Origin of the sequence: Nocardiopsis yanglingensis, from assembly GCF_045809185.1 — a bacterium.
GTDB lineage: Bacteria > Pseudomonadota > Gammaproteobacteria > Xanthomonadales > Xanthomonadaceae > Stenotrophomonas > Stenotrophomonas yanglingensis.
This window is the reverse complement of sequence record NZ_JBJNRH010000004.1, coordinates 70,951-93,724: the sequence shown is the minus strand read 5'-3', so window position 1 is coordinate 93,724 and position 22,774 is coordinate 70,951. Positions and strand designations below refer to the sequence as shown.

The 22,774-nt window shown below is 66.7% G+C and carries 24 protein-coding genes and 2 tRNA genes; 8 read left to right on the top strand and 18 right to left on the bottom strand.

Going from position 1 to position 22,774, the window contains the following annotated elements; all coding sequences use genetic code 11:
* Window positions 1-9: 9 nt before the first annotated feature.
* From nudC to ACJ7C5_RS08020, 4 genes are all read right to left on the bottom strand, one after another.
* Entirely contained in the window at window positions 10-915 is a 906-nt protein-coding gene (gene nudC, locus ACJ7C5_RS08035) for an NAD(+) diphosphatase (protein ID WP_412703586.1), read from the bottom strand.
* Between the two features lie 146 nt (window positions 916-1,061).
* Window positions 1,062-1,454, bottom strand: coding sequence for an iron-sulfur cluster insertion protein ErpA (erpA, locus tag ACJ7C5_RS08030; protein ID WP_005419789.1), 393 nt, complete (start codon window positions 1,452-1,454; stop codon window positions 1,062-1,064).
* Window positions 1,455-1,485: 31 nt separating this feature from the next.
* Window positions 1,486-1,950 (bottom strand): bactofilin family protein, encoded by a 465-nt coding sequence (locus ACJ7C5_RS08025; protein ID WP_006398829.1) that lies wholly within the window; start codon window positions 1,948-1,950, stop codon window positions 1,486-1,488.
* 4 nt (window positions 1,951-1,954) lie between these two features.
* Window positions 1,955-2,698, bottom strand: coding sequence for a DUF6776 family protein (locus ACJ7C5_RS08020; protein WP_088479076.1), 744 nt, complete (start codon window positions 2,696-2,698; stop codon window positions 1,955-1,957).
* A gap of 179 nt (window positions 2,699-2,877) precedes the next feature.
* Between ACJ7C5_RS08020 and ACJ7C5_RS08015 the strand changes: the two genes are divergently transcribed.
* Genes ACJ7C5_RS08015 through ACJ7C5_RS08005 form a run of 3 tightly spaced genes read left to right on the top strand, consistent with a single transcriptional unit; the run spans window position 2,878 to window position 7,653 of the window.
* Window positions 2,878-3,495: a DUF4126 domain-containing protein gene (locus tag ACJ7C5_RS08015; RefSeq protein WP_110713963.1), complete on the top strand. Its 618-nt coding sequence runs from the start codon at window positions 2,878-2,880 to the stop codon at window positions 3,493-3,495.
* Between the two features lie 44 nt (window positions 3,496-3,539).
* Window positions 3,540-5,426, top strand: a complete 1,887-nt coding sequence (locus tag ACJ7C5_RS08010) for an EAL domain-containing protein (RefSeq protein WP_412703585.1) — start codon at window positions 3,540-3,542, stop codon at window positions 5,424-5,426.
* A gap of 1 nt (window position 5,427) precedes the next feature.
* Complete coding sequence (locus ACJ7C5_RS08005) at window positions 5,428-7,653, top strand: ATP-binding protein (RefSeq protein ID WP_412703584.1); 2,226 nt, start codon at window positions 5,428-5,430, stop codon at window positions 7,651-7,653.
* Window position 7,654: 1 nt separating this feature from the next.
* Here ACJ7C5_RS08005 and bfr read toward each other — a convergent pair whose 3' ends face one another.
* The 3 genes from bfr to ACJ7C5_RS07990 form a co-directional block, all read right to left on the bottom strand.
* Complete coding sequence (bfr, locus tag ACJ7C5_RS08000) at window positions 7,655-8,125, bottom strand: bacterioferritin (RefSeq protein ID WP_005419804.1); 471 nt, start codon at window positions 8,123-8,125, stop codon at window positions 7,655-7,657.
* 143 nt (window positions 8,126-8,268) lie between these two features.
* On the bottom strand, window positions 8,269-8,478 hold the full coding sequence (locus ACJ7C5_RS07995) for a (2Fe-2S)-binding protein (protein ID WP_005411309.1): 210 nt from the start codon (window positions 8,476-8,478) through the stop codon (window positions 8,269-8,271).
* A gap of 108 nt (window positions 8,479-8,586) precedes the next feature.
* On the bottom strand, window positions 8,587-9,207 hold the full coding sequence (locus ACJ7C5_RS07990) for an RNA pyrophosphohydrolase (protein WP_032127170.1): 621 nt from the start codon (window positions 9,205-9,207) through the stop codon (window positions 8,587-8,589).
* 121 nt (window positions 9,208-9,328) lie between these two features.
* Between ACJ7C5_RS07990 and ACJ7C5_RS07985 the strand changes: the two genes are divergently transcribed.
* Together ACJ7C5_RS07985 and ACJ7C5_RS07980 are read left to right on the top strand one after the other, a co-directional pair.
* A tRNA-Met gene (locus tag ACJ7C5_RS07985) sits at window positions 9,329-9,405 on the top strand.
* A 55-nt stretch (window positions 9,406-9,460) separates the two neighbouring features.
* Window positions 9,461-9,535: transfer RNA gene (locus ACJ7C5_RS07980), tRNA-Gln, on the top strand.
* Between the two features lie 285 nt (window positions 9,536-9,820).
* Here the strand turns inward: ACJ7C5_RS07980 and rpsI are convergent.
* Both rpsI and rplM read right to left on the bottom strand, forming a co-directional pair.
* The gene (rpsI, locus tag ACJ7C5_RS07975) at window positions 9,821-10,213 is read right to left on the bottom strand and encodes a 30S ribosomal protein S9 (protein WP_005411311.1); all 393 of its coding nucleotides are present in this window, start codon (window positions 10,211-10,213) and stop codon (window positions 9,821-9,823) included.
* Window positions 10,214-10,215: 2 nt separating this feature from the next.
* Window positions 10,216-10,644, bottom strand: coding sequence for a 50S ribosomal protein L13 (rplM, locus tag ACJ7C5_RS07970; protein WP_005414692.1), 429 nt, complete (start codon window positions 10,642-10,644; stop codon window positions 10,216-10,218).
* Window positions 10,645-10,840: 196 nt separating this feature from the next.
* Here rplM and coq7 point away from each other — a divergent pair, with 196 nt between their 5' ends.
* Window positions 10,841-11,485, top strand: a complete 645-nt coding sequence (gene coq7 / locus ACJ7C5_RS07965; RefSeq protein WP_412703583.1) for a 2-polyprenyl-3-methyl-6-methoxy-1,4-benzoquinone monooxygenase — start codon at window positions 10,841-10,843, stop codon at window positions 11,483-11,485.
* 92 nt (window positions 11,486-11,577) lie between these two features.
* Here coq7 and ACJ7C5_RS07960 read toward each other — a convergent pair whose 3' ends face one another.
* Window positions 11,578-11,898, bottom strand: coding sequence for a DMT family transporter (locus ACJ7C5_RS07960; protein ID WP_005411314.1), 321 nt, complete (start codon window positions 11,896-11,898; stop codon window positions 11,578-11,580).
* Between the two features lie 167 nt (window positions 11,899-12,065).
* On the bottom strand, window positions 12,066-12,860 hold the full coding sequence (gene speD, locus ACJ7C5_RS07955; RefSeq protein ID WP_006473908.1) for an adenosylmethionine decarboxylase: 795 nt from the start codon (window positions 12,858-12,860) through the stop codon (window positions 12,066-12,068).
* Window positions 12,861-13,009: 149 nt separating this feature from the next.
* On the opposite strand from speD, the gene crp reads away from it, so the two are divergent.
* Together crp and ACJ7C5_RS07945 are read left to right on the top strand one after the other, a co-directional pair.
* Window positions 13,010-13,699 (top strand): cAMP-activated global transcriptional regulator CRP, encoded by a 690-nt coding sequence (crp, locus tag ACJ7C5_RS07950; protein WP_010482649.1) that lies wholly within the window; start codon window positions 13,010-13,012, stop codon window positions 13,697-13,699.
* A gap of 62 nt (window positions 13,700-13,761) precedes the next feature.
* The gene (locus ACJ7C5_RS07945) at window positions 13,762-14,523 is read left to right on the top strand and encodes a sulfite exporter TauE/SafE family protein (RefSeq protein WP_125426912.1); all 762 of its coding nucleotides are present in this window, start codon (window positions 13,762-13,764) and stop codon (window positions 14,521-14,523) included.
* Between the two features lie 87 nt (window positions 14,524-14,610).
* On the opposite strand, the gene ACJ7C5_RS07940 is transcribed toward ACJ7C5_RS07945, so the two are convergent.
* From ACJ7C5_RS07940 to ACJ7C5_RS07910, 7 genes are all read right to left on the bottom strand, one after another.
* On the bottom strand, window positions 14,611-15,327 hold the full coding sequence (locus ACJ7C5_RS07940; RefSeq protein WP_412703582.1) for a haloacid dehalogenase-like hydrolase: 717 nt from the start codon (window positions 15,325-15,327) through the stop codon (window positions 14,611-14,613).
* Complete coding sequence (trpC, locus tag ACJ7C5_RS07935; RefSeq protein WP_088027608.1) at window positions 15,324-16,118, bottom strand: indole-3-glycerol phosphate synthase TrpC; 795 nt, start codon at window positions 16,116-16,118, stop codon at window positions 15,324-15,326. Before trpC ends, ACJ7C5_RS07940 begins: the two co-directional genes overlap by 4 nt.
* Before the next feature lie 74 nt (window positions 16,119-16,192).
* Window positions 16,193-17,224 (bottom strand): anthranilate phosphoribosyltransferase, encoded by a 1,032-nt coding sequence (trpD, locus tag ACJ7C5_RS07930; protein WP_049401667.1) that lies wholly within the window; start codon window positions 17,222-17,224, stop codon window positions 16,193-16,195.
* Between the two features lie 16 nt (window positions 17,225-17,240).
* The gene (locus tag ACJ7C5_RS07925) at window positions 17,241-17,828 is read right to left on the bottom strand and encodes an anthranilate synthase component II (protein ID WP_100474204.1); all 588 of its coding nucleotides are present in this window, start codon (window positions 17,826-17,828) and stop codon (window positions 17,241-17,243) included.
* A 2-nt stretch (window positions 17,829-17,830) separates the two neighbouring features.
* A complete protein-coding gene (locus tag ACJ7C5_RS07920; protein ID WP_412703581.1) occupies window positions 17,831-18,610 on the bottom strand; it encodes an SIMPL domain-containing protein in 780 nt (259 codons plus the stop codon).
* Window positions 18,611-18,677: 67 nt separating this feature from the next.
* A complete protein-coding gene (gene trpE, locus ACJ7C5_RS07915) occupies window positions 18,678-20,153 on the bottom strand; it encodes an anthranilate synthase component I (RefSeq protein WP_049424043.1) in 1,476 nt (491 codons plus the stop codon).
* A gap of 178 nt (window positions 20,154-20,331) precedes the next feature.
* On the bottom strand, window positions 20,332-22,689 hold the full coding sequence (locus ACJ7C5_RS07910) for a Tle-like phospholipase domain-containing protein (RefSeq protein WP_412703580.1): 2,358 nt from the start codon (window positions 22,687-22,689) through the stop codon (window positions 20,332-20,334).
* Between the last annotated feature and the right edge of the window lie 85 nt (window positions 22,690-22,774).

The window sequence follows — 22,774 nt, the reverse complement described above, 5'->3', positions numbered from 1 at the left end:
CGGCCGGGCTCAGCCCTTCTGCTGCCGGTACCAGTGTTCAATCAGGCCGCGCGAAATCGAGATCGGCGGCGACAGGCGGATGCCCTGGCCATCGTCCTCCACATCGCGTGCCAGCGCCGCGCCCACCTCGTCGGCACTGAACCAGCGCGCGTCTTCCAGCTCACCGTCCACGGTCGGCAGGTCGTCCTGCGCCTGGGCACGGAAACCGACCATCAGCGCGCCCGGGAACGGCCACGGCTGCGAGCCGAGGTACTGGCACGCGATCACCCGCACCTTGCTCTCCTCGTGCACTTCGCGCACCACGGTCTGTTCGAAGGTCTCGCCGGGCTCGACGAAGCCGGCCAGCACCGAGTAACGCCGCGGTGCCCAGTTCGACTGGCGGCCCAGCAGCAGGCGGCCCTGGTTCTCCACGGCGACGATCACGGCAGGATCGACACGCGGGTAGTGTTCGGTGGAACACTGCGCGCAACGACCGACGAAGCCGCCGCGGGCAAACGCCACGGCACCGCCGCACACGCCGCAGAAACGGGTGCGCGAATGCCAGTAGGACATGCCGCGGGCATAGCTGAAGGCGGTCGCATCGGCCATCGACCACAGCAGTGCAGCCTGGCGCAGGTCGAGGCGGCGCGGAGCGGTGACGGTGACGTTGCTGGCTTCGACCGAGAACCAGGCCTGCTCGCCACGCAGGCCGAGGAAGATCGCGGCACCGGGACCACCACCGATGTCGGCGCCGGTCAGCGCCAGGGGCTGATCGTCATCGCCGGTAAAGGCGCTGCCGTCCTGATCCAGCACGAGAATGCGCGCACCCGGCCACAAGCGCGCCAGTGCATCGGCATCTTCGCGCAGGGCATCGGCGCGCTCCAGCGGTTCGCCGACGAAGGCGAAACCGGAAAGCGGCGAAGGAGTATTGGGCATCCGGCAAGCGTGCCGCCAATCGATGCGGGTGGCAAGGTCGGCGCTGTGCGCAATCTGCCGGTGTGGGCGTGCAGGCACAGCATCCACGCGTGGCGTGAATCTACTGAGGTGCCAACCCTCGTTGGCACCTGCCGGCCACAGGGTTTTTACATGCTGAAGCTGCTGCCGCAGCCGCAGGTGGTCTTCGCGTTCGGGTTGCGGATCACGAACTGGGCACCGGTCAGGCTCTCGGTGTAGTCCACCTCGGCGCCCATCAGGTACTGCAGGCTCAGCGGGTCGACCAGCAGGGTCACCCCGCTGGTCTGTACCGCCAGGTCGTCCTCGGCACGGTTCTCGTCGAACTCGAACCCGTACTGGAAGCCCGAACAGCCACCGCCTTCGATGTACACGCGCAGGGCCAGGTCGGGGTTGCCCTCTTCCTGGATCAGGGATTTGACCTTGGCGGCCGCCGACTCGGTGAAGTTCAGCGGGCGCTCCAGCGACTGGTAATCGGGCGCGGCAACCGGGGTGGCGCCGGGCAGGGAGACTAGCGTGCTCATGGTGTCAGCATGGGGGTGCCGACGATGGCTTTCAAGCCATCGCCTCGGCCAGCTTGCGGCGTGCGGCGGTGTCACCCTTGCCGCCATTGGCCTCATCACCTTCCGGGGCCGGCAGGGCCGCCATCGGGGCGCTGGCATGGATCAGGCGGCCGTTCAGCTGGGCGCCCGCATTCATCTCCACCACCTGGTAGTGGACATTGCCATTGACCCGTGCGCTCGGGGTCAGCTCAACCTTCTCGGTGGCGTGCACGTCGCCGTCCAGGCGGCCACTGATGACCACCACCTGGGCGCGGATCTCGCCCTCGATCACGCCATGCTCGGCGACCGTCAGGGTCGCGCCACTGGCGCCTTCGGCGGCGATCACCTTGCCATGGATGCGACCTTCCACATACAGGCCGCCACTGAATTCCACATCGCCACGAATCACCACCTGGTTGCCGATCAGGGCATCCACCACCAGCTGGCCTTCACGGTTGGATTTGCTGCTTCCGAACATCTGCCTACTCCCCTTTGGCGGCCGGCGCACCGGCCTGTTTCCAGTCGAATACCTGGGTGGTACCCCCCGTACCACTCCCCAATGTCACCCGCACGCGTTGCGGGGTGAAGTCAGCCGGCAGCATCACGCTGCCGGTGAGCTGCTGGAAGTACCGGAACGAGTAATCCTGTCCCGGTACCTTGCTGCGCTGGTGCAGATCATCCCAGCTGATCGTGGCCAGCTTGCCGTTCTTGACACCTTCCACGGTGAAACGCATCTGTCCCTGGCTGATGGCGCCACGGTTGAGGTTCTGGGTCAGCACCGCGGTGTACTGCCAGGTGCCGGCCGCTTCCGGGCTGAACTCGATGGAATGGGTGTTCAGGCCCTTGCGCTGGCTGGTGGAGCCCACCAGTCGCTCATAGAAGGCGACGTCGGCACGCAGGCCGGCGATCTCTTCATCGCGCTCGGCCAGCGAGGATTGCACCTCGGTGTTGGCGGCGCGGCTGATGCGGTCGGAGGCTTCCAGCGTGGCCTGCTTCTGGCGCAGCTCGGTCAGCTGCGCCTGCAGCGTCTCGGCGCGCTTCTCGGCGGCCTGCAGGCGCTGGCCCTGGGCATCGCGCGGCGTGGCCATCCAGCAGCCACCCAGCACCGCCAGCACCAGGCTGAGCAGCCAGATGCCGCCGATCACCAGCAGGCGGCGACGGTCGACAGGTGGTTGCGGCGCGCCGGGCAGGCGGACCTGCACGCGCATGGGAGGACGGTTGGTCATGGGTGGTTTCCGGGGCATCGCGAGGGCGACACCGGTACGGCCCCTGTGGCAAACGACGGGCTAGTGTATGACAGGACGGGTGGGTTTCCTGCGCAGTGGCCGACCGCGGTCTGTGGCGTTCAGGCACGCCATCGTCGATAGTGTGGCCCCCCGCACAGTTCCGTCGCCGGAGCACCGCCATGACCGAAGCCCACCTGTTCGTGATCGGCATCCTGCTGGCCTGGCTGGCCGGCATCCGCGTCTACCTCACCGTGTTCGGCGTCGGCCTGGCCGGCCTGCTCGGCTGGGTCGACCTGCCGCCGGCCCTGCAGGCCACCGAATCGTGGTGGGTGCTGGGCACGTCCGCAGCGCTGGCAGTAACCGAATTCTTCGCCGACAAGATCCCCGGCGTGGATTCGGTCTGGGACCTGGTGCAGACACTCGCCCGCGTGCCTGCCGGCGCCTTCCTGGCCGCTGCCACGCTGTCGCCGGACGGTCAGCTGGGCACCGGTGCGCTTGCTGCTGGTGCCGGCGTCGCCCTGGCAAGCCATGGCCTGAAGGCCGGCACCCGCGCCCTGCTCAATACCTCGCCGGAACCGGCCAGCAACTGGGTTGCCTCTGCGGCCGAAGACACCGTGGTGATCGGTGGACTGGCACTGGCGCTGGCGCATCCCTGGATCGCGCTGATCGTGGTGCTGGCCTGCAGCCTGGCCGGTGCGCTGCTGGTGTGGCTGGTGTGGCGCGCCCTGTGGAAGGGCGTGCGCTGGCTGGCGCGCAGCGCATCACCGGACAGTGCGCGGCAACCCGGCACCGGTTGATCGCCGGGCTTGTCGCATAATGGACGCGAACACCAGGAGCACCGATGGCCGCAAACGAATCCCCCGCGGGCGCCCGCCCGGGACGCGCTGAAACCCCTCCGGCCGATCATTGGCAACGCTGGAACGTCGAGACGGTCACCAGCGCTCCGGCAACACCTGTGGCGGTCATGCCGCAGAGCGCCGTTGCCGATGCTCCGTCGATCCACAGCGCACCGCCGCCGCTGCCGGGCCCGGCCGTGCTGGCCGAGGCTGGCAACAACGACCAGGCGCCGCCGCCCTCCGATTCGCCCTACCGCGTGCTGATCGTCGAGGACGACCGCGCCCAGGCCCTGTTCGCACAGAGCGTGCTGCACGGCGCCGGCATGCAGGCGATCGTGCACAGCGATGCCGACGGTGCGCTGCAGGCGATCAGGGAGCATCGCCCCGACCTGATCCTGATGGACCTGCACCTGCCCGGCTTGGACGGCATGCGCCTGACCGCGCTGATCCGCCAGCAGCCCGGTCTGCAGCTGCTGCCGATCGTGTTCCTCAGCGGCGATCCGGACCCGGAACGCCAGTTCGAGGTGCTCGACAGTGGCGCCGATGACTACCTGAGCAAGCCGATCCGCCCGCGCCACCTGATCGCCGCCGTGGCCAACCGCATCCGCCGCGCACGTGCGCAGGCCGCGACCCTGCCCGGCGCCACCGGCGCACCGGCCACCAGCAATCCGGAAACGGGGTTGCCGACGCGCCATCACGTACTGCAGCAGCTCAACGCCGCACTCGCCCACCGCGACCCGGGCGGCGTGCTGTTCGTGGAGGTATCCAGCGCGCTGGGGCTGCGCGAGCGCTATGGCTATGCGGCCTTCGAGCGCCTGATGGTGCAGGCCGGGCAGCGCCTTGCCGAAGCCGGTCACCCGCATCTGTTGGCACGCCTGAATGACAACAGCTTCCTGCTGCTCGTACGCAACGCCGACGAGGACCGCCTGGAAGGCATCGCCGCAACGCTGCGAGAGCAGTTGTCGGCGCGCGCCTTCGTGATCCGCGACGATGAATCCGTGCACCTGCGCGGCGTGGTCGGCTACGCGCCGCTGTCGTCCGGCTTCGAGGATGCCAACAGTGCGCTGGAGGCCGTCGAACGCACCACCCTGCAGGCACGCCTGCTCAGCGCCGGCGTGGCCGGCCACGTACACCGCGACGTGATCAGCGAACAGGAGCACCTGGCGTTGCTGGAAGGCCAACTTGAGCTGGCCTACCAGCCGATCGTCGCTGTCGCCGGTGGCAACACCGCGCAGTACCAGCTGCTGCTGCGCCTGCGCCAGGCCGACGGCACGGTGCTGGCAGCCGGCCAGGTGATTCCCGCCGCGGAAGCCGCGGGGCGCATCGCCGACCTCGACCAGCAGGTGATGGATCATGCGCTGGGTCTGCTGGACCTGTACCGGCACGCAACGCAGCCGCTGAACCTGTTCGTCTCACAGTCGCTGCGCACCCTGCAACGCGATGCGTTCGCGGATTGGCTGCTGGAATCGCTGCAGCAGCGCGACCTGCCCGGCAGCGCGCTGGTGATCGACGTGCGCCTGCCCGACGCGCTGATCCATACCGTGCCGCTGCAGCAGTTCTGCCAGCGCATGGCCGGCGCCGGCGTGCGCTTCTGCCTGAGCCAGTTCGAGCCCGGCGGCGAGGCTGATGCGTTGCTGGGCCAGCTGCCGTTGTCGTTCGTGCGCATGGCCGCGCGCTTCTCCAGCAGCCATGCCAACCCGGCCACGCGCGAAGAACTGCGCAAGGCGATCGAGCGGGCACATGCTGCAGGGTTGCAGATCATCGGCCAGCAGATCGAGGACCCGCAGGCTGCGGCCGCAATGTGGGTCGGCGGGGTCGATTACATCCAGGGCAACATGGTGCAGTCGGCCGGCAGCGACCTTAACTTCGACTTCCACAACGCGGTGCTCTGACGTGCCGCTGTGGGGCGTGCTGCTGGTTGCCCTTGCTGCGGCCGTCGCACTGCTGCTGTTGGGCCTGCGCCTGCGCGCGCGCAACCGGGCACTGGCCCAGCTGCAACGCGAGCGCAGCCTGCTGGCCGCCGAGCGTGACCAGCTGCGCCACACCACCGAGCGCCAGGGACAGCTGGAGCAGCAGCTGCTGCAGGCCAAGCAGGCCGCCGAAGCGGCGGTGCTGGCCAAGGGCGAATTCCTGGCCACGATGAGCCACGAGATCCGCACGCCGCTCAACGGCATCCTGCCGATGCTGGAGCTGATCGCGCGCGGGCCGCTGGGCGAGGACCAGCGGCAGATGCTGGCTACCGCGTCGGCCAGCTCGCAGCAGTTGCTGCGCATCGTCGACGACATCCTCGATTACTCGCGGCTGGAAGCGCAGGCACTGGAACTGGAGATCACCAGTTTCAATCTGCGCGACCTGCTTGATGGCGTCGTGCAGCTGATGCAGCGCGCGGCCGATTCCAAGGGCCTGTCGCTCGACCTGCAGCTGGATCCCTCCGTGCGCCTGCCGGTGCGCGGCGACCCGGTGCGCCTGCGCCAGGTGCTGAGCAACCTGCTGGCCAACGCGATCAAGTTCACCGCGCGCGGCCAGGTGCAGTTGCGCGTGCAACGGCTGGGCGAAGGTCCTGCACAACACCAGCTGCGCTTCGAGATCATCGACACCGGCATCGGCATCGATGCGGCCCTGCAGGCTCGCCTGTTCCAGTCCTTCAGCCAGGCCGACGCCTCCACCACCCGCATCTACGGCGGCACCGGCCTGGGCCTGGCCATCTGCAAGCGCATCATCGACCTGATGCACGGGCGCATCGGCGTGCAGTCCACGCCGGGCCACGGTGCGACATTCTGGTTCGAGATCCCGCTGTTGAAGGTGCCCGGCGACCTGCCGGCAATGGCGCGCACGCCGGCCCCGCTGCTGCTGTTCAGTACCGATGCGATCCTGCAGGCGCGCATCGAGCGCATCGCGGCCCATCATGGACTGCAGGTGCATGCGCTGGCGCAGGCCAACGCCGTGGTCGAGCGCCTGCGCGCGGCACCACGGCCGGCGCAGCCGGCTCCGGCCTGGCTGCTGGTCGATGCACGCGCGCGCCGCATCGGCGAAGTGACCCTGCAGCAGGCGTTGGCCGAGCGTGGCGAGGACGACGCGCTGCAGGTCCTGTGGCTGCAGGACGATGCTCTTCCGGCACGCCCGCGCCAGCGTCAGCTACCCGCGCACTTCGATGACGCCGCACTGCACGCGTTGCTGGCTGCACCGGCCGCGCCTGTGCGCCCTGCCGCGCTGCTGGCCAATGCCGAAGAGGGGCAGCCCACGCTGCCGCCCTTGCACCTGCGGGTGCTGCTGGTGGAGGACAACACGGTCAACCGGATGGTGGCCGAGCAGCTGCTGCGCGTGTTCCAGTGCGAGGTGCGCAACGCCGCCGATGGCGAACAGGCCCTGCTTGCCCTGCGCGAGGGCGCTGTGGATGTGGTGCTGATGGATTGTCAGATGCCGGTGCTGGACGGCTATGCCGCTACCCGTCACTGGCGCGCCGAGGAGCGGGAAGCGGGGCACACGCGGCTGCCGATCATCGCGATGACCGCCAACGCGATGGCCGGTGACCGCGAGCGCTGCCTGCAGGCCGGCATGGACGACTACCTGTCCAAGCCGATCGCGCGCACCACGTTGCATGCGCTGTTGAAGCGCTGGGGGGGCGGTAAGGCTGCATCACCTGCACGACCTTCTGCAGAGCCGGACCATGCTCGGTTGACGGCCAATAGCAGTCGCGCTCCATCAGCCGAGCATGACTCGGCTCTACAAGACGACGACAGCCGAGTCGGCTCCAAGCCACAGCCGGTGCTCGACCGCGATGTGCTGGACGAGCTGCACGCGGTGATCGGCGACTCCGCCCTCCAGATCATCTCGGTGTTCCTGGACGATGCACCGGCCATGGTGCAGCAGCTGCAGCAGGCCGCGCAGGGCAGCGACGAGCCGCGCCTGCAGGCAATCGCCCACAGCCTGAAGTCATCGAGTGCGAACGTGGGGGCATTGTCGCTGTCGGCGGTGGCGCAGCGGATCGAACACGAGGCCCGCAGCGGCAGCCTGCAGCGCCCCGCCGTGGCGGTAGCGCTGCTGGTTGCCGAATTCGCCCGGGCACGCGTGGCGCTGACGGGCTACCTGGCACAGCATCGCGCCGGCCAGGCCGGCTGACTTACTCTTCCAGCTTGCTCAGCAGGTACTTCGGCTCGCCGATGCGCTCGATCAGGTCCAGCTGGGTTTCCAGCCAGTCGATGTGCTCTTCTTCCGAGTCGAGGATCTTCACGAACAGCTGGCGGCTGACGTAGTCGCCAACCGAATCGGAATAGGCCACGGCCTCGCGCAGGGTCACCACGCCGTCGCGTTCCAGCGACAGGTCGCACTGCAGGATCTCGGTCGGGTTCTCGCCGATGCGCAGCTTGCCCAGCGCCTGGAAGTTCGGCAGGCCTTCGAGGAACAGGATGCGGTCGGCGAGCATGTCGGCATGCTTCATCTCGTCGATCGATTCCTTGTACTCGTGTTCGGCCAGCTCCTTGATGCCCCAGTTCTTCAGCATCTTGGCGTGCAGGAAGTACTGGTTGATCGCGGTCAGCTCGTTGTAGAGGACCTTGTTGAGGAATTCGATGACCTTGGTGTCGCCCTTCATGGGGATGCTCCTGCACGCTGAAAACGCAGGCACTTTAGCGCCTTGCGCGCAGTCGTGAAGGAACGCGAATCGTGCGCATTGGCCTGTGCGGCCGCACGTGAAGGATGCGGAAGCGCGGCGTCAACGCGCCGCGAAAGAGACGATCAGGCGACCTGGGCCAGACCAAGGACCGGCAGCGGCAGATCGTGGGTGGCGCGCGCCTTGGCCAGCAGATCGCCGGCCATGTCCAGGCAGGAACCGCAGGTAGCGCCACAACCGGTACGCATCGTCAGCTCGGCCACCGTGCTGACGCCATGGCTGGCGGCTTCGCGGATCTGGTGGTCGGTGACTCCGTTGCAGATGCAGACGTACACAGGCGTGAACCGGGCTGACAGGCCAAGAGTGGCCTGTTGGCTATTCCAATGGAAACGAGAATGGTTGTCAATCAGAGACCTGAACCATTCTCGATACCGTTCAGCCGTTCACGTCGCCGGACCATCGCCGGTGGCCTTCTTCGGCCAGTAGCCGCGGGTCCGCGGGCGCTTGCGTGGGCGGTCATGCCCGGCGGTATGGCCTGGCATCCAGGCCTCGGCGGCACTCTTGGGCATGGCGGTCACGCCCTGCCCGGCCACCCCGCGCGCCAGCGGCGCCAGATGTCGCAAGGCACGCGCATAGACGCCCCGCTTGAACATCACCACGTGCTCTACCGGGTACCAGAAGTCCACCCAGCGCCAGTGGTCGAACTCGGGCGAGTCGGTGTGGTCCAGCTTCACGTGGGATTCGTCGCCGGTCAGGCGCAGCAGGAACCAGACCTGCTTCTGGCCGATGCAGACCTGCCGCTCGTTGCGGCGGATGGCGCGCGCCGGCAGCTTGTAGCGCAGCCAGCCGGGCGTCGCCCCGAGCACTTCCACATGCTCAGGCAGCAGGCCGGTCTCTTCCTGCAGTTCACGATACATGGCCTCGACAGGCGTCTCGTCGGTGTTCATGCCACCCTGCGGGAACTGCCAACCGTCCCGGCGCACACGTCGTGCCCAGAACACCTGGCCGTCCTGCCGCATCAGCACGATGCCGACGTTCGGTCGATAGCCGTCCGGATCGATCACGATGCGGACTCCTAAGAAAATCTACTGGTTGGGACTATCCCATGCCCTCTGTCGGCCCACAAGCACGACACAAAAGTGTTGACAGGGACGATACACATCCGCAGAATAGCGGGCTCACCAAGGCTATGTAGCTCAGCCGGTTAGAGCACAGCACTCATAATGCTGGGGTCGGTGGTTCGAGTCCACCCATAGCCACCACACTGAAAATCAAGTTGTTTTTCAGTGTGAAAAGTGAGAAAATAGTTACACGTTTTGCCCCGTCGCCAAGCGGTAAGGCACCTGACTCTGACTCAGGCATTCGGTGGTTCGAATCCATCCGGGGCAGCCAAACAAAAAAGAAAAAAGCCTGATCGAAAGATCAGGCTTTTTTCTTTTTTGTTTGGTCACGCATCCCACCTTATCTCCGCGCCTGTCGGCGCGCCCCCTTGAACAACAAGGGGACTCTTCCCCAGAGAGAACCCCGGGGTCGGATCCTTCGAAACCAGGGGTAGTGCCGGCCGCTGGCCGGCGACCTCGAAATGTGCAGCCCCAGAACGACAAAAGCCCGGCCGAAGCCGGGCTTTTGCTTTTCCATCCAGCGGGCTCCCGGAGGAGCCCAACCAGGCGCGGTAAATCAGCGCTTGGAGAACTGGGTGGCGCGGCGGGCCTTGTGCAGACCGACCTTCTTACGCTCGACTTCACGGGCGTCACGGGTCATGAAGCCGGCCTTGCGCAGCTCGGACTTCAGGGTTTCGTCGTACTCGACCAGAGCACGGGCGATGCCCAGACGGATCGCACCGGCCTGGCCAGTGGTGCCGCCGCCAGCGGCGGTGACCAGGATGTCGAAGCTTTCGGTGTTCTTGGTCAGCTCGAGCGGCTGGCGCACGATCATGCGCGCAGTCTCACGACCGAAGAACTCGTCCAGCGGACGGCCATTGACGGTGATGTTGCCCGAACCCTTGCGCAGGAACACGCGAGCGGTGGAGGACTTGCGGCGGCCAGTGCCGTAGTTTTGAGTGATAGCCATGATTAGATATCCAGAACCTGCGGCTGCTGTGCGGCGTGCGGATGCTCAGTGCCGGCGTAGACCTTGAGCTTGCGGTACATCTGGCGACCCAGCGGGCCCTTCGGCAGCATGCCCTTCACGGCGATCTCGATCACGCGCTCCGGGTGGCGCTCCAGCGCCTGTGCCAGGGATTCGGTCTTCAGGTTGCCGATGTAACCGGTGAAACGGTGATACATCTTGTCCTGCAGCTTCTTGCCGGTGACGGCAATCTTTTCTGCATTGATGACGACCAGGTAGTCGCCGGTATCAACGTGGGGGGTGTAGACCGGCTTGTGCTTGCCGCGCAGACGGCGGGCCAGCTCGGTGGCGAGACGGCCCAGGGTCTTGCCCTCGGCGTCGACGAGGTACCAGTCGCGCTGGACGGTCTCGTTCTTGGCAGTGAAAGTGCTCATGAAGAACTCTAGGTTAGGTCGGGCTCATTGCGGCGAAAGGCTCGCCGGAACTCTGCCACGCGTTGTGAAAAGGTGAAGCGTAAGAGGCGGGATTGTACGCATCCTGACCTCCCGGTGCAAGCAGCCCCTGCCCCCGGGTTGGCAGGGCGGCAGGGCCGGGCGAGAATCGGGCCCTCCCCGCCCCACCCGTACCGCCATGACCGCACTCCGCCAGATCACCCCGCTGGACCACCTGCTGACCGAGGCGCAGCGCGCCCTGGACACGGTGTTCGGCAACCCGCCGGCGGCCCGTCCCTACCCGGCCACGGAGACCGACGAGCCGGGCATGGACCGCGCCGAACGCCGCCATGCGGCCGGGCTGATGCGGATCAACCATGTCGGCGAGGTGTGCGCGCAGGGCCTGTACTTCGGCCAGGCCGCCGTGGCCCGCGACCCGGCCACGCGTGAACACCTGCTGGAAGCGGCCCAGGAAGAAACCGACCACCTGGCCTGGTGCGCCACCCGCCTGGGCGAACTGGACAGCCGTCCGAGCCTGTTCAACCCGCTCTGGTATGCCGGCAGCTACACCATCGGCACCCTGGCCGGGCTGCGTGGCGATGGCTGGAACCTGGGCTTCGTGGTCGAAACCGAGCGCCAGGTGGAAGCCCATCTGGACGAGCACCTGGTCGACCTGCCGGCCGGCGACCTGCGCAGCCGCGCGGTCATCCAGGTCATGAAGGAAGACGAGGCCCGCCATGCGGAGCACGCCGAGCAGGCCGGCGCACGCCGTCTGCCATTCCCGATCCCGGGCGCGATGGCGCTGGCCTCCAAGGTGATGAAGACCATCGCCTACCGCATTTGAACGGGGCACCCCCACCAACGGTGGGGGCCTACCAGGAGGTGCGGCGGGGCCCGATGGTGGGGCCCGACCGTTGGTCGGGCCGCCGGCCCGCCTTAGTTCGGCGAAACCAGCTTCAGGCCGATCACACCGGCCACGATCAGGCCCACGCAGGCCAGGCGGGCCGGCGATGCGCTGTCATTGAACAGGTAGATTCCCAGCACCGCCACGCCCATGGCGCCGATACCGGTCCAGATCGCGTAGGCCGTGCCGACCGGGATGCTCTTCATCGCCTGGCTCATCAGGTACAGGCTGATCAGTGCGGACACGACCGTGGCAGCAGTTGGAAGGGGTTTGCTGAAGCCTTCGGAGTACTTCATTCCGAGGGCGAAACCGATCTCGAACAGGCCGGCCAGCAGCAGGTAGATCCAGGGCATGGGTGGGGGCTCCTTACCTTTTTTGAGAAAAACGAAACGGCCCGGTGTTTTCACACCGGGCCGTGGGTCGGTACATCACCGTGGAACTGCAAACTGCGCGGCAGCGCGTTCCACGGGGCGGGTCGTCCCGCCTGGGTGGCGATGCCTGCGGGCATCGCACATGCGGCTTACTCGGACAGGTTCCGGCCGTGGAACAGCTCTTCGATCTCGCGCTTGAGCAGCGCTTCGATCTTCATGCGCTCCTTGAACGACAGGTTCTTGGCCTTTTCCTCGAACAGGTACTGGTCCAGGTCGAAGTCCTTCAGGTGCATCTTCGTGTGGAAGATGTTTTCCTGGTAGACGTTGACGTCGAACATCTCGTAACGCGACTTGATGTTCTTGGCCAGGAAGTTCTGGATCGAGTTGATCTTGTGATCGATGTAGTGCTTCTTGCCCTTCACATCGCGGGTGAAGCCACGGACGCGGTAGTCCATGATCACGATGTCCGACTCGAGGCTTTCGATCAGGTAGTTCAACGCCTTCAACGGCGAAATGACGCCGCAGGTGGCCACGTCGATGTCGGCGCGGAAGGTGGCGATACCCTCCTGCGGGTGCGTTTCCGGATAGGTGTGCACGGTGATGTGCGACTTGTCCATGTGCGCGACCACGGCGTCGGAGATCAGCTCCTTGCCGGCCTGCTTCTTGTCGATCACCGGTTCTTCGGAGATCAGGATGGTCACCGAGGCACCCTGCGGGTCGTAGTCCTGGCGGGCCACGTTCAGGATGTTGGCGCCGATGATCTCGGCGACATCGGTCAAGATTTGAGTCAGCCTGTCGGCGTTGTACTCTTCATCGATGTATTCAATGTAACGCTGACGCTCCTCTTCGGTGCGCGCGTAACACACGTCATAGATGTTGAAGCTCAGCGCCTTGGTGAGGTTGTTGAAACCCTGCAGCCTCAGGCGAGGCAACGGCTTGACCACGGCGGTCGATTCCTGTGTAAGAAGGGAAAGGGGGAATTATGGGGCAAACTGTCCCCGGGGGGAACGTGAAGAGCGCTCACATCTGGCACACTGTTTGCCCTTAACAATTGCGCTGGTTAAGCTCCGCTATCGACCCCGTGAATCCGTTCATGCGCAGAGGGAGCGCTCCTATCGTGTCAACCGTGCGCCTAGCTAGCAGTCCACTGGCCCTGGATATCGCCACAATCGATCGTTTCCTGGCGCACAGCCACAGGCGGCGATACCCCACCCGTACCGACGTCTTCCGACCCGGTGACCCGGCGGGAACCCTGTATTACGTCATCAGCGGCTCGGTTTCGATCATGGCCGAGGAAGATGACGATCGCGAGCTGGTGCTGGGCTACTTCGGTGCCGGCGAGTTCGTGGGTGAGATGGGTCTGTTCGTCGAATCGGACCGCCGCGAGGTGATCCTGCGGACCCGTACCGCCTGCGAACTGGCCGAAATCAGCTACGAGCGCCTGCACCAGCTGTTCCTCGGCCCGCTGTCGGCCGACGCCCCGCGCCTGCTGTACGCGCTGGGCCAGCAGATCTCCAAGCGCCTGCTCGACACCAGCCGCAAGGCCAGCCGCCTGGCATTCCTGGACGTTACCGACCGGATCGTGCGCACCCTGCACGACCTGGCGCAGGAGCCGGAGGCGATGAGCCATCCGCAGGGCAGCCAGCTGCGCGTCTCGCGCCAGGAGCTGGCACGCCTGGTCGGCTGCTCGCGTGAAATGGCCGGCCGTGTGCTGAAGAAGCTGCAGACCGACGGCCTGCTGCATGCCCGCGGCAAGACCGTGGTGCTGTACGGCACCCGTTGACCGTTGAGCACCCGGTGGGTGCGGACCTTGGTCCGCACTCCTTGGCGCGCTAGGCTCGGTGCATGGAACTGAGCAGCGCATTCTGGTGGTTCATCCTCATCGGCCTGGGCGCCCAGCTGGTGGACGGCGCGCTGGGCATGGCGTTCGGCCTGGTGTCGTCGTCGGTGATGCTGGCCATGGGCATTCCGCCCGCGCAGGCCAGCGCCGCCATCCACACCGCCGAGGTGTTCACCACCGGCGCCTCCGGCGTGTCGCATCTGGTCGCCGGCAATGTCGATAAGCGCTTGTTCCTGCGCCTGGCCCTGCCCGGCGCTGTCGGCGGCGCCGTGGGTGCCTACGGCCTGACCCAGCTGCCCGGCGAGGTGATCCGCCCGCTCATCTATCTCTACCTGCTGGTGCTGGCCATCATCATCCTGGCGCGTGCCGCCGGCCGCCTGATGCCCAAGGGCGAGGTCAAGCGGGTGCCCGTGCTGGGCTTCGTGGCCGGCTTCCTGGATGCCAGCGGCGGGGGCGGCTGGGGACCGGTGGCCACCTCCACCCTGCTCGCCCGCGGCGGCCAGGCGCGCACCACCATCGGCACGGTGAACGCGGCCGAATTCGTGGTCACCCTGACGGTTTCAGCTACGTTCCTGCTGTCGATGGGCCTGCATCACCTGCAGATCGTGGCCGGCCTGCTGATCGGCGGCATGATGGCCGCACCGGTGGCGGCACTGCTGGTGAAGCGCCTGAAGGAGCGCTGGGTGCTGGTGGCCGTGGGTGTGCTGGTGCTGGGCATCAGCCTGTTCCAGATCGGGCATGCGCTGACCGGGTATCTGGGGCGCTGAGCGTTTGCCGGCCAGCGGCCGGCACTACCGGAACGGAGAAGGGTAGTGCCGGCCGCCGGCCGGCAGATCCATCACAGTGCGGCGGGATCAGGCCTTGTCGCCGCCGCGGTCCACGCAGCCCCAGTTGAGGATGCGGGTGCCGGCCGGCAGCACGCGGCGGAAGAAGTCCACGCGGCTCGGCTTCGGGTTCACCACCACCGGCGCCTTGGCGGCCAGCAGCAGCGGCAGGTCGGCAGTACTGTCGGAATACGCGATGTCGATATCGCCGTAGCCGCGCTCGCGCAGCATGCGCATCTTTTCTTCATTGTGGCAGTGGCGGGTCGGGCCGACGCCACCCAGCCGTGGGCCGACCTCGGTGCCGATCACCGGTACGTCCTGGTGGGCGACGAAGGCCAGGATCGCGCGTGCCAGCTCTGGTGGCGCACCGGTGGCAACCACCACGCGGTCACCCTTGGCCCGGTGCGCGGCGAACACCTCCAGCGCCTGTGGCAGCAGCTTGGCGCGCATCTGCGCCTCGTTGCGCAGCACATAGGCGTCGATCACCTTGTTGAAATCGCGCGCCCGGTGCAGGCCGAAACTGCCGATCCACACATAGACCGAAATACCGGCACGACGCGTCGGCAGCATCGCCACCATCGGCCCGGCGATCGGTGTGACCAGCAGCGCCGCCAGCATCCGCAACGGGTTGCGCTTGATCAGCGAGGCGAACAGGTGGGTGCCCGAATCGCCGTCGTAGAGGGTGTGGTCGAAGTCGAAGACCACCAGCGGCGCATCGTCGCGCGGCGTCGGATAGTGCGTTTTCATGCCGCGAAGAATAGCTGACGCAGGCCCTCGCCCGGCTCTTCCACGCGCATGAAGGCCTCGCCCACCAGGAACGAGTGGATGCCGGCGTCGCGCATCAACGCCACGTCCTGCGGGCCGAGGATGCCGCTCTCGGTCACCAGCAGGCGGTCACGCGGCACCGCCTTCTGCATGTCCAGCGTGGTCTGCAGCGACACCTCGAAGGTGCGCAGGTTGCGGTTGTTGATGCCGATCATCGGCGCCGGCACCTGCAGCGCACGCTCCAGCTCGTCGATGTCGTGCACTTCCACCAGTACGTCCATGCCCAGCGACATCGCTAGTTCGGACAGCGTGGCCAGCTGGGTGTCGTCCAGCGCAGCGACGATCAGCAGGATGCAGTCGGCGCCCAGCACGCGCGCCTCGTACACCTGGTAGGCGTCGATCACGAAGTCCTTGCGCAGCACCGGCAGCGTGCAGGCCTCGCGGGCCTGCTGCAGGTAGGCGTCGGCGCCCTGGAAGAAGTCCACGTCGGTCAGCACCGACAGGCAGCTGGCGCCGCCGAACTCGTAGCTGACGGCGATGTCGGCCGGGCGGAAATCCGGGCGGATGACGCCCTTGGAGGGGCTGGCCTTCTTCACCTCGGCGATCACCGCCGGGTCGCCGTTGGCCACCGCCGCCTGCAAGGCTCGCACGAAGCCACGTACCGGCGGGGCACTGGCCAGGGCGGCCTGCAGCTCCTCGAGCGGGCGCTGGGCGCGGCGCTGGGCCACTTCTTCGGCCTTGCGGGCCAGGATCGTCTGCAGGATGTCGCTCATCGTCGTCGGTTCAATGCGGGGGCGGTGAGGACGGCCATTATCGGCCATCGAGGGGTTCAGGCTGAACCGCGCGCTCAGGCAACCAGCGCGCGGGTGGTCTCCACATACTGCTGCAGGCGCTGACGGGCACTGCCGTTGGCGATGGCGGCACGGGCGCGGGCCAGGCCGTCGCCGATGTCGCTGGCCACGCCGGCCACGTACAGCGCGGCGCCGGCATTCAGTGCCACGATGTCCAGCGCCGGGCCCGGCTGGTTGTCCAGCACGGCGCGCAGCATGGCGATGGACTGCTCCGGACCATCCACGCGCAGGTTGCGGCTGGCCGACATGGCGATGCCGAAGTCCTCCGGGTGGATCTCGTACTCGCGCACCTTGCCGTCGCGCAGCTCGCCCACCAGGGTACCGGCGCCCAGCGAGATCTCGTCCATGTTGTCGCGGCCCCAGACCACCATGGCGCGCTCGGTGCCCAGCTCGCGTAGCACGCGTGCCTGGATACCCACTAAATCCGGGTGAAACACGCCCATCAGCACCGACGGTGCGCTGGCCGGATTGGTCAGCGGGCCAAGGATGTTGAAGATGGTGCGCACGCCCATCTCGCGGCGCACCGGCGCAACGACCTTCATCGACGGATGATGGATCGGCGCGAACATGAAGCCGATACCGGTCTGCTCGATGGCAGCAGCCACCTGGGCCGGCTGCAGCTCAATGGCCGCACCCAGTGCTTCGACTGCATCGGCGCTGCCGGACTTGGACGACACGCTGCGGTTGCCATGCTTGGCCACGCGCGCACCGGCGGCGGCGGCGACGAACATCGCGCAGGTGGAGATGTTGAAGGTGTGCGAGCCATCGCCGCCGGTGCCGACGATGTCGACCAGGTGGGTGGTATCGGCCACCGGCACCGCCAGCGCGAATTCACGCATGACCGTGGCCGCAGCGGCGATCTCGTCGATGGTTTCCTTCTTCACGCGCAGGCCGGTGAGGATGGCGGCGGTCATCATCGGCGAGACATCGCCGCGCATGATCTGCCGCATCAGGTCGACCATTTCGTCGAAGAAGATTTCGCGGTGCTCGATGGTGCGTTGCAGGGCTTCCTGGGGGGAGAAGCTCATGGGAATGCTCCTAGGATCAGGCCGCCGGACGCTGCAGGAAATTGCGCAGCAAAGCGTGGCCGTGTTCGGTGAGGATGGATTCGGGGTGGAACTGCACGCCTTCCACCGGGAACTGGCGGTGGCGCAGGCCCATGATCTCTTCGATCGAGCCGTCGTCGTTCTCGGTCCAGGCGGTCACTTCCAGGCAGTCCGGCAGGCGGTTCTTGTCCACCACCAGCGAGTGGTAGCGGGTGGCCTGGTAGCGGTCCGGCAGGCCGGCGAACACGCCCTTGCCTTCATGGCGGATCGGCGAGGTCTTGCCGTGCATGATGTTGCCGGCACGGATGACCGTGCCGCCATAGACCTGGCCGATGCCCTGGTGGCCCAGGCACACGCCGAGGATCGGCGTGGTCGGGCCCAGGCGCTGGATCAGCTCCAGCGATACGCCCGCTTCGTTGGGCGTGCACGGGCCAGGCGAGATGACGATGCGCTCGGGCTTCTGCGCGGCGATCTCGTCCACGCTCATCGCATCGTTGCGCACCACCTTCACCTCGGCGCCCAGCGTCTGCAGGTACTGCACGAGGTTGTAGGTGAAGCTGTCGTAGTTGTCGATCATCCACAACATGGTCAGGTTCCGTCGCTTATCAGGAAAATGGCGTACACGTTTTCGGTGTAGGTGATGGGGCCGGCTTTGATGGATTCGCGCAGGCGTGAGCCGGTGGTCTCGATCATGTCCATCTGCGCCGCAGGTGACGGCGGCGATGGCGGTGTCACCATGTCGTCGCTTCTGGGCCAATTGCCCGCCTGCACGCCATAGGCGAAGTTCGGCGCCACATCGGAGATGCTGTACAGCCCGCGCAGCTTCGTGCCGTAGGCATTGGCAAGGCCCTGCGCGGATTGGCGCGTCGACGCCGCGGCCTCACCCTTGAGTTCCCGGCGCAGCGCCACTTCACCGGAGTACGTTGGTGCCATGCTGCTGACCTGTACGTTCTCGTTGGCCTTCAGTGCACCCAGCACGTCCTGCATCTGCTTCACGCTGGCGAAGCTGGCGCGCAACTGGCGCGACACCTGGGTACCGATGAAGACCTGCCGGCTCTGCTCATAGCGGGTTGCCGGGCCGATCCGCAGGTTGTCCGCACGTACGCTGCCTTCCACCGCCTGGTACTGCTTGAACAGCGCCAGCACGCGGGCGACATTGTCCTGCACGCGGCGGCGCGCGGCGTCGGCATCCATGTCGGTCTCTTCGATGTTCAACTGCAGGCCGAACCGGTCCGGCATCACCGTGCGGGTGCCCTGCCCCTTCACCAGCAGGTGCGGCTGCGAGGGAATGGTATTGGCCTGCGCCCACGCAGACGGGGCCATCGTGGCCAGCAGTGACGACCACAGCAATGCGCTCAGCAGCTTCATGCAGTACTCCTTGTCTTGAACGGGAACAGCGGAACGAGCACGGCGCAGCGGCCGTGGCGAGGCAGGCTTACAGGCCCTTGGCGGCCTGGGCGACGGCGCGGAACAGCGCGCGGCCCTTGTTCATCGTCTCGTCCCATTCCTTGTCCGGGTCCGAGTCGTAGACGATGCCGGCGCCGGCCTGCACGTACAGGCGGCCGTCCTTGATCACCGCGGTGCGGATCGCGATCGCGGTATCGGCATCGCCGTGCCAGCCGATGTAGCCGATGCTGCCGGCATAGACATTGCGCTTGATCGGTTCCAGCTCGCGGATCACTTCCAGCGCGCGGATCTTCGGCGCGCCGCTGACGGTGCCGGCCGGGAAGGTGGCGCGCAGCACGTCGGCATAGCTCAGGCCCGGCTGCAGCTGCCCGGTCACTTCGCTGACGATGTGCATGACGTGGCTGTAGCGTTCGATGACGAACTGCTCGCCCACTTCCACGGTGCCGGCCTTCGATACGCGACCGGCGTCGTTGCGGCCGAGGTCGATCAGCATCAGGTGCTCAGCGCGTTCCTTCGGATCGGCCAGCAGCTCTGCTTCCAGCGCCAGGTCCTGCTCGACGGTGGCGCCGCGCGGGCGGGTGCCGGCGATCGGACGCACGGTGACTTCGCCATCCTGCAGGCGCACCAGGATTTCCGGCGAGGAACCGACCACCTGCAGGTCGCCGACATCCAGGAAATACATGTACGGCGAGGGATTCAATGCGCGCAGCGCGCGGTACACATCCACCGGGCGCGCCTTGAACGGCACGCTCAGGCGCTGGCTGAGCACCACCTGGAAGATGTCGCCGGCACGGATGTATTCCTTGCTGCGCTGGACCGCATCGACGAAGCCTTCGCGGGTGAATCCGGAGACGAAATCGGACTCGTCCAGCACGTCGCTGTTGAGCGGTGCCGGATAGCCGGCCCCCGGTGCGCGCAGCTTGGCGGTCAACGCATCCAGGCGCGCCTGCGCCTGCTCGAACGCCCCCTCGACACGCGGGTCGGCATGCACGATCAGGTACAGCCGGCCCTTGAGGTTGTCGAACACCGCCAGTTCGTTGGAGTCCAGCAGCAGGATGTCCGGCGTGCCCAGTTCATCGCGGCCGGCCGGCGGGGCCAGGCGCGGTTCGATGTAGCCGATGCACTCGAAGCCGAACCAGCCGACCAGGCCGCCGGTGAAGCCCGGCAGGCCTTCCAGCTTCGGCACCGAGTGGGCGCTGCGCAGCGCCTCGACTTCGGCGAACGGGTCGGCCACCTCGCGGGTGTCCACCACCTGGCCGTCTTCGCGCACGGTCAGCGTGTGGCCATGGAAGGCATACACGCGGCGCGCCGGCAGGCCGATGATCGAGTAACGACCAAAGCGCTCGCCGCCTTCGACGGATTCAAACAGGTAGGTATTGGGGCCGTCGGCGAGCTTCAGATAGACCGAAAGCGGCGTGTCCAGGTCGGACAGCACTTCACGGACGACGGGAATATGGGTGTGGCCTTCAGCGGCCTGCAGCTGAAACTGAGCGTGCGAGTTCAAGACGACTTTCCTTCCGGGACACAGCGTTATGGGGGCGGACGACGGCAACGGGCCACCATCGCCACCAACGGCGTGCGGAAGAAAGGGTATGCGGGGTCGTCAGGCTGGACACCCCTTGACTGTATCGCAGCCGGGGCGGGAGGGGAACCCCGCCGCGGCGTCGCGGTTCATTCGGCCATTAGCCCATCCGCCGGGCGTTGTCCTGGGCCTCCAGCCCCTGTTGCTGGGCCAGTCCGGCTGCCGTCGCCTGTTCGCGACCGGTGTTCAGGGCGTCAACCTGCGCCGTGCTCACGGCCAGCGGCTGGGCCATGCCGGCCGCCACGTCCACATGCGCATGTCGGCGGTGGGCTGCCTGCAGATCCGGGGTGTCGACCGCGAATGCCCGCGTGCGGTCGTCACTGAGCAGCACATGGGAGATGGCCTGCAGCCCTTCGCGCTTGGCCTGCGCAGCCAACGCCCCGGCCAGCTGGTCGCTCTGCAGGTTCGGGATGCGGCCATGTGCCACATCGAGGCCGTGCACGCCGGTCTGCGCGCCCTTGAACAGATGGAAATCGATGTGCGCCGGATCGTTCAGCGCGGGTATCTTCGCGCCCCCCTCCTGCAGCTGCGCATGCGGCCGTCCCAGCAGCTTGCGCGCGGCCGCCTCCTGGCTGGCGATTGCCGCATCGAGACTGGGGTTCATCGTCTCGCTCATGCCATGCCGGTCCACCGACTCCCCCATGGTCGCGCTGCCGCGCCCGATCACCCACGACGTCTTGGCCAGGTTGACCAGGTTCTGCGGCAATGCCGGCGTGGGCAGGTGCGTGGCAATGCCCTTGTTGGCCATCGCGCCCAGCCCGACGGTGCCGGCCAGCACGGCCGGCGCCTGCGAGGTCAGCCCGGTGATCTGATGGCTGCTCCAGTTCATGCCCATGTGGAAAGTCGCACCGTACACGGCATAGCCGTTACGCAGCCCATTGGCCACGCCATGCACGCCCTGCTGCAGCTGGCCGCCCAGATGATGGCCGCTGGCGCGGATGCGGCCGGCATCCGCCGCCGCTTCACGGGTGGCTTCACGGGTCTTGGTCTCGTGTTGATTGCGCGCCGCGTCACCGTGCTCACGCATCTGTCTGGCCATGTCGTCGGCACCGAGCGCCCCCAACACGCTGGCCCCGATGTTCCAGCCGTAACTGCCCTTGGCCTGCACGCGGTGGCTGACCGATTCGACCAGCCCCTGCAGCTCGCGCCCCTTGGCAATGACCGTCGCACCGCCTTCGATGCCCACCCGCATGCTCTTGCCACCGTAGTCGACCACGGTGCCGATTGCATTTCCCTGCAGGGTCGACGCACGCTCGACGGCCACGCCGGACAGGCTCATGCCCCGGCCCGCCAGCGCGGCGACCTGCTCGACATGTTCACCGGCAACCCGTCCGGCACGCATGCCGCGCGCACCTGCGATCAGCACCTCGGCCAGCGGGCCACCGTATTCGGCAAGCTGGCTTGGTGCTTCTCGATGGCGGCGGTCCACCACCTTTCCGTTCACTTCTGTCTTGGCGTCCAGCAACAGTTCCATCCTGCCCGCGGCCACCGGAACATTGCGCAATGCCTCTGCCCCGGATTTCGACGCCAGTTGATCAACCAGCTGGGCCGTAGCCGTCTGCGCACCCGCCGGCATCATCTCCTGCAGCTTGCGGGTAACCATCTGCTGCACGCCGGGCTGACGCAGCAGCTGGCTGGTCTCGCTGGCCAACAGGCCAAAGCCCTGCCGGTGATGCTCGTTGAGCCGCTTCAATCCGTTCTGCACATCGTTGAGCACTTCACCCGAGGTCTGGTAGGTGTGCACCGTGTCGCGCGTATTGAACACCGGCAATCCGTGGGATTTCGCGTAGCGATCGGCGGTGGCCGGATGCAGCCCCGCCGAATTGAAGGTGGTCGCACGCACGCCGGTAACCGCCGAAGCGGCAGAGGCCATGCCACCGCCAAGCGAATGACCGGCGAGTTCAAAGTGGGTACCAGAGGTCTTCAAGCGACTCGCCAGTGCCATGGCCCGATCGTAGTAGTCGCTCTGCATGCCCACGCCCTGGCGTCCGTTGTTGAGGAAATCCTCGCCTCCGGACTCACGCCGCCCGCCTTTCGCCCGGGGATCGATGATTTCGCCCGTTGATCCCTTGAACACCAGCACCGGCTTGGCGTCATCACCGAACACCCTTTTGTCCGGAATGTAGATCTCCGCGCGGAAACCCGAGTCGTTCGGCCGCATCAGCTTCTTCAGGTCGGCCGCACCCAGGCTGATGCCCGCCGCTTTGAGCGTGTCCGGGTCGGTCACGGCACTGGCTCGCGTCCACCCGACCGGCGGTTCACCTTTGCCCTTTGCCGAGGCATACACATCACCAGCAAGCGAACCCAGCTCGCGGGCGTGATAGGTCTCGCGCAAGCGCGCCGCCTCGGTGGCATGTCCACCTCCCTGCAGTTGCTCGACCAGGTGCTGCTGCGCCTGGACGCTCTTGGCGCGCGCCTGCAACAGGCGTTCCTGCTGCTCGGGATCGTGACCGCTCATGGCAGACTCCATTGCTCATCAGTGAAGACACGGTCATCCAGGACCTGCTGGAATGACCACGGCCAACGCTATCATCCCCCGAACG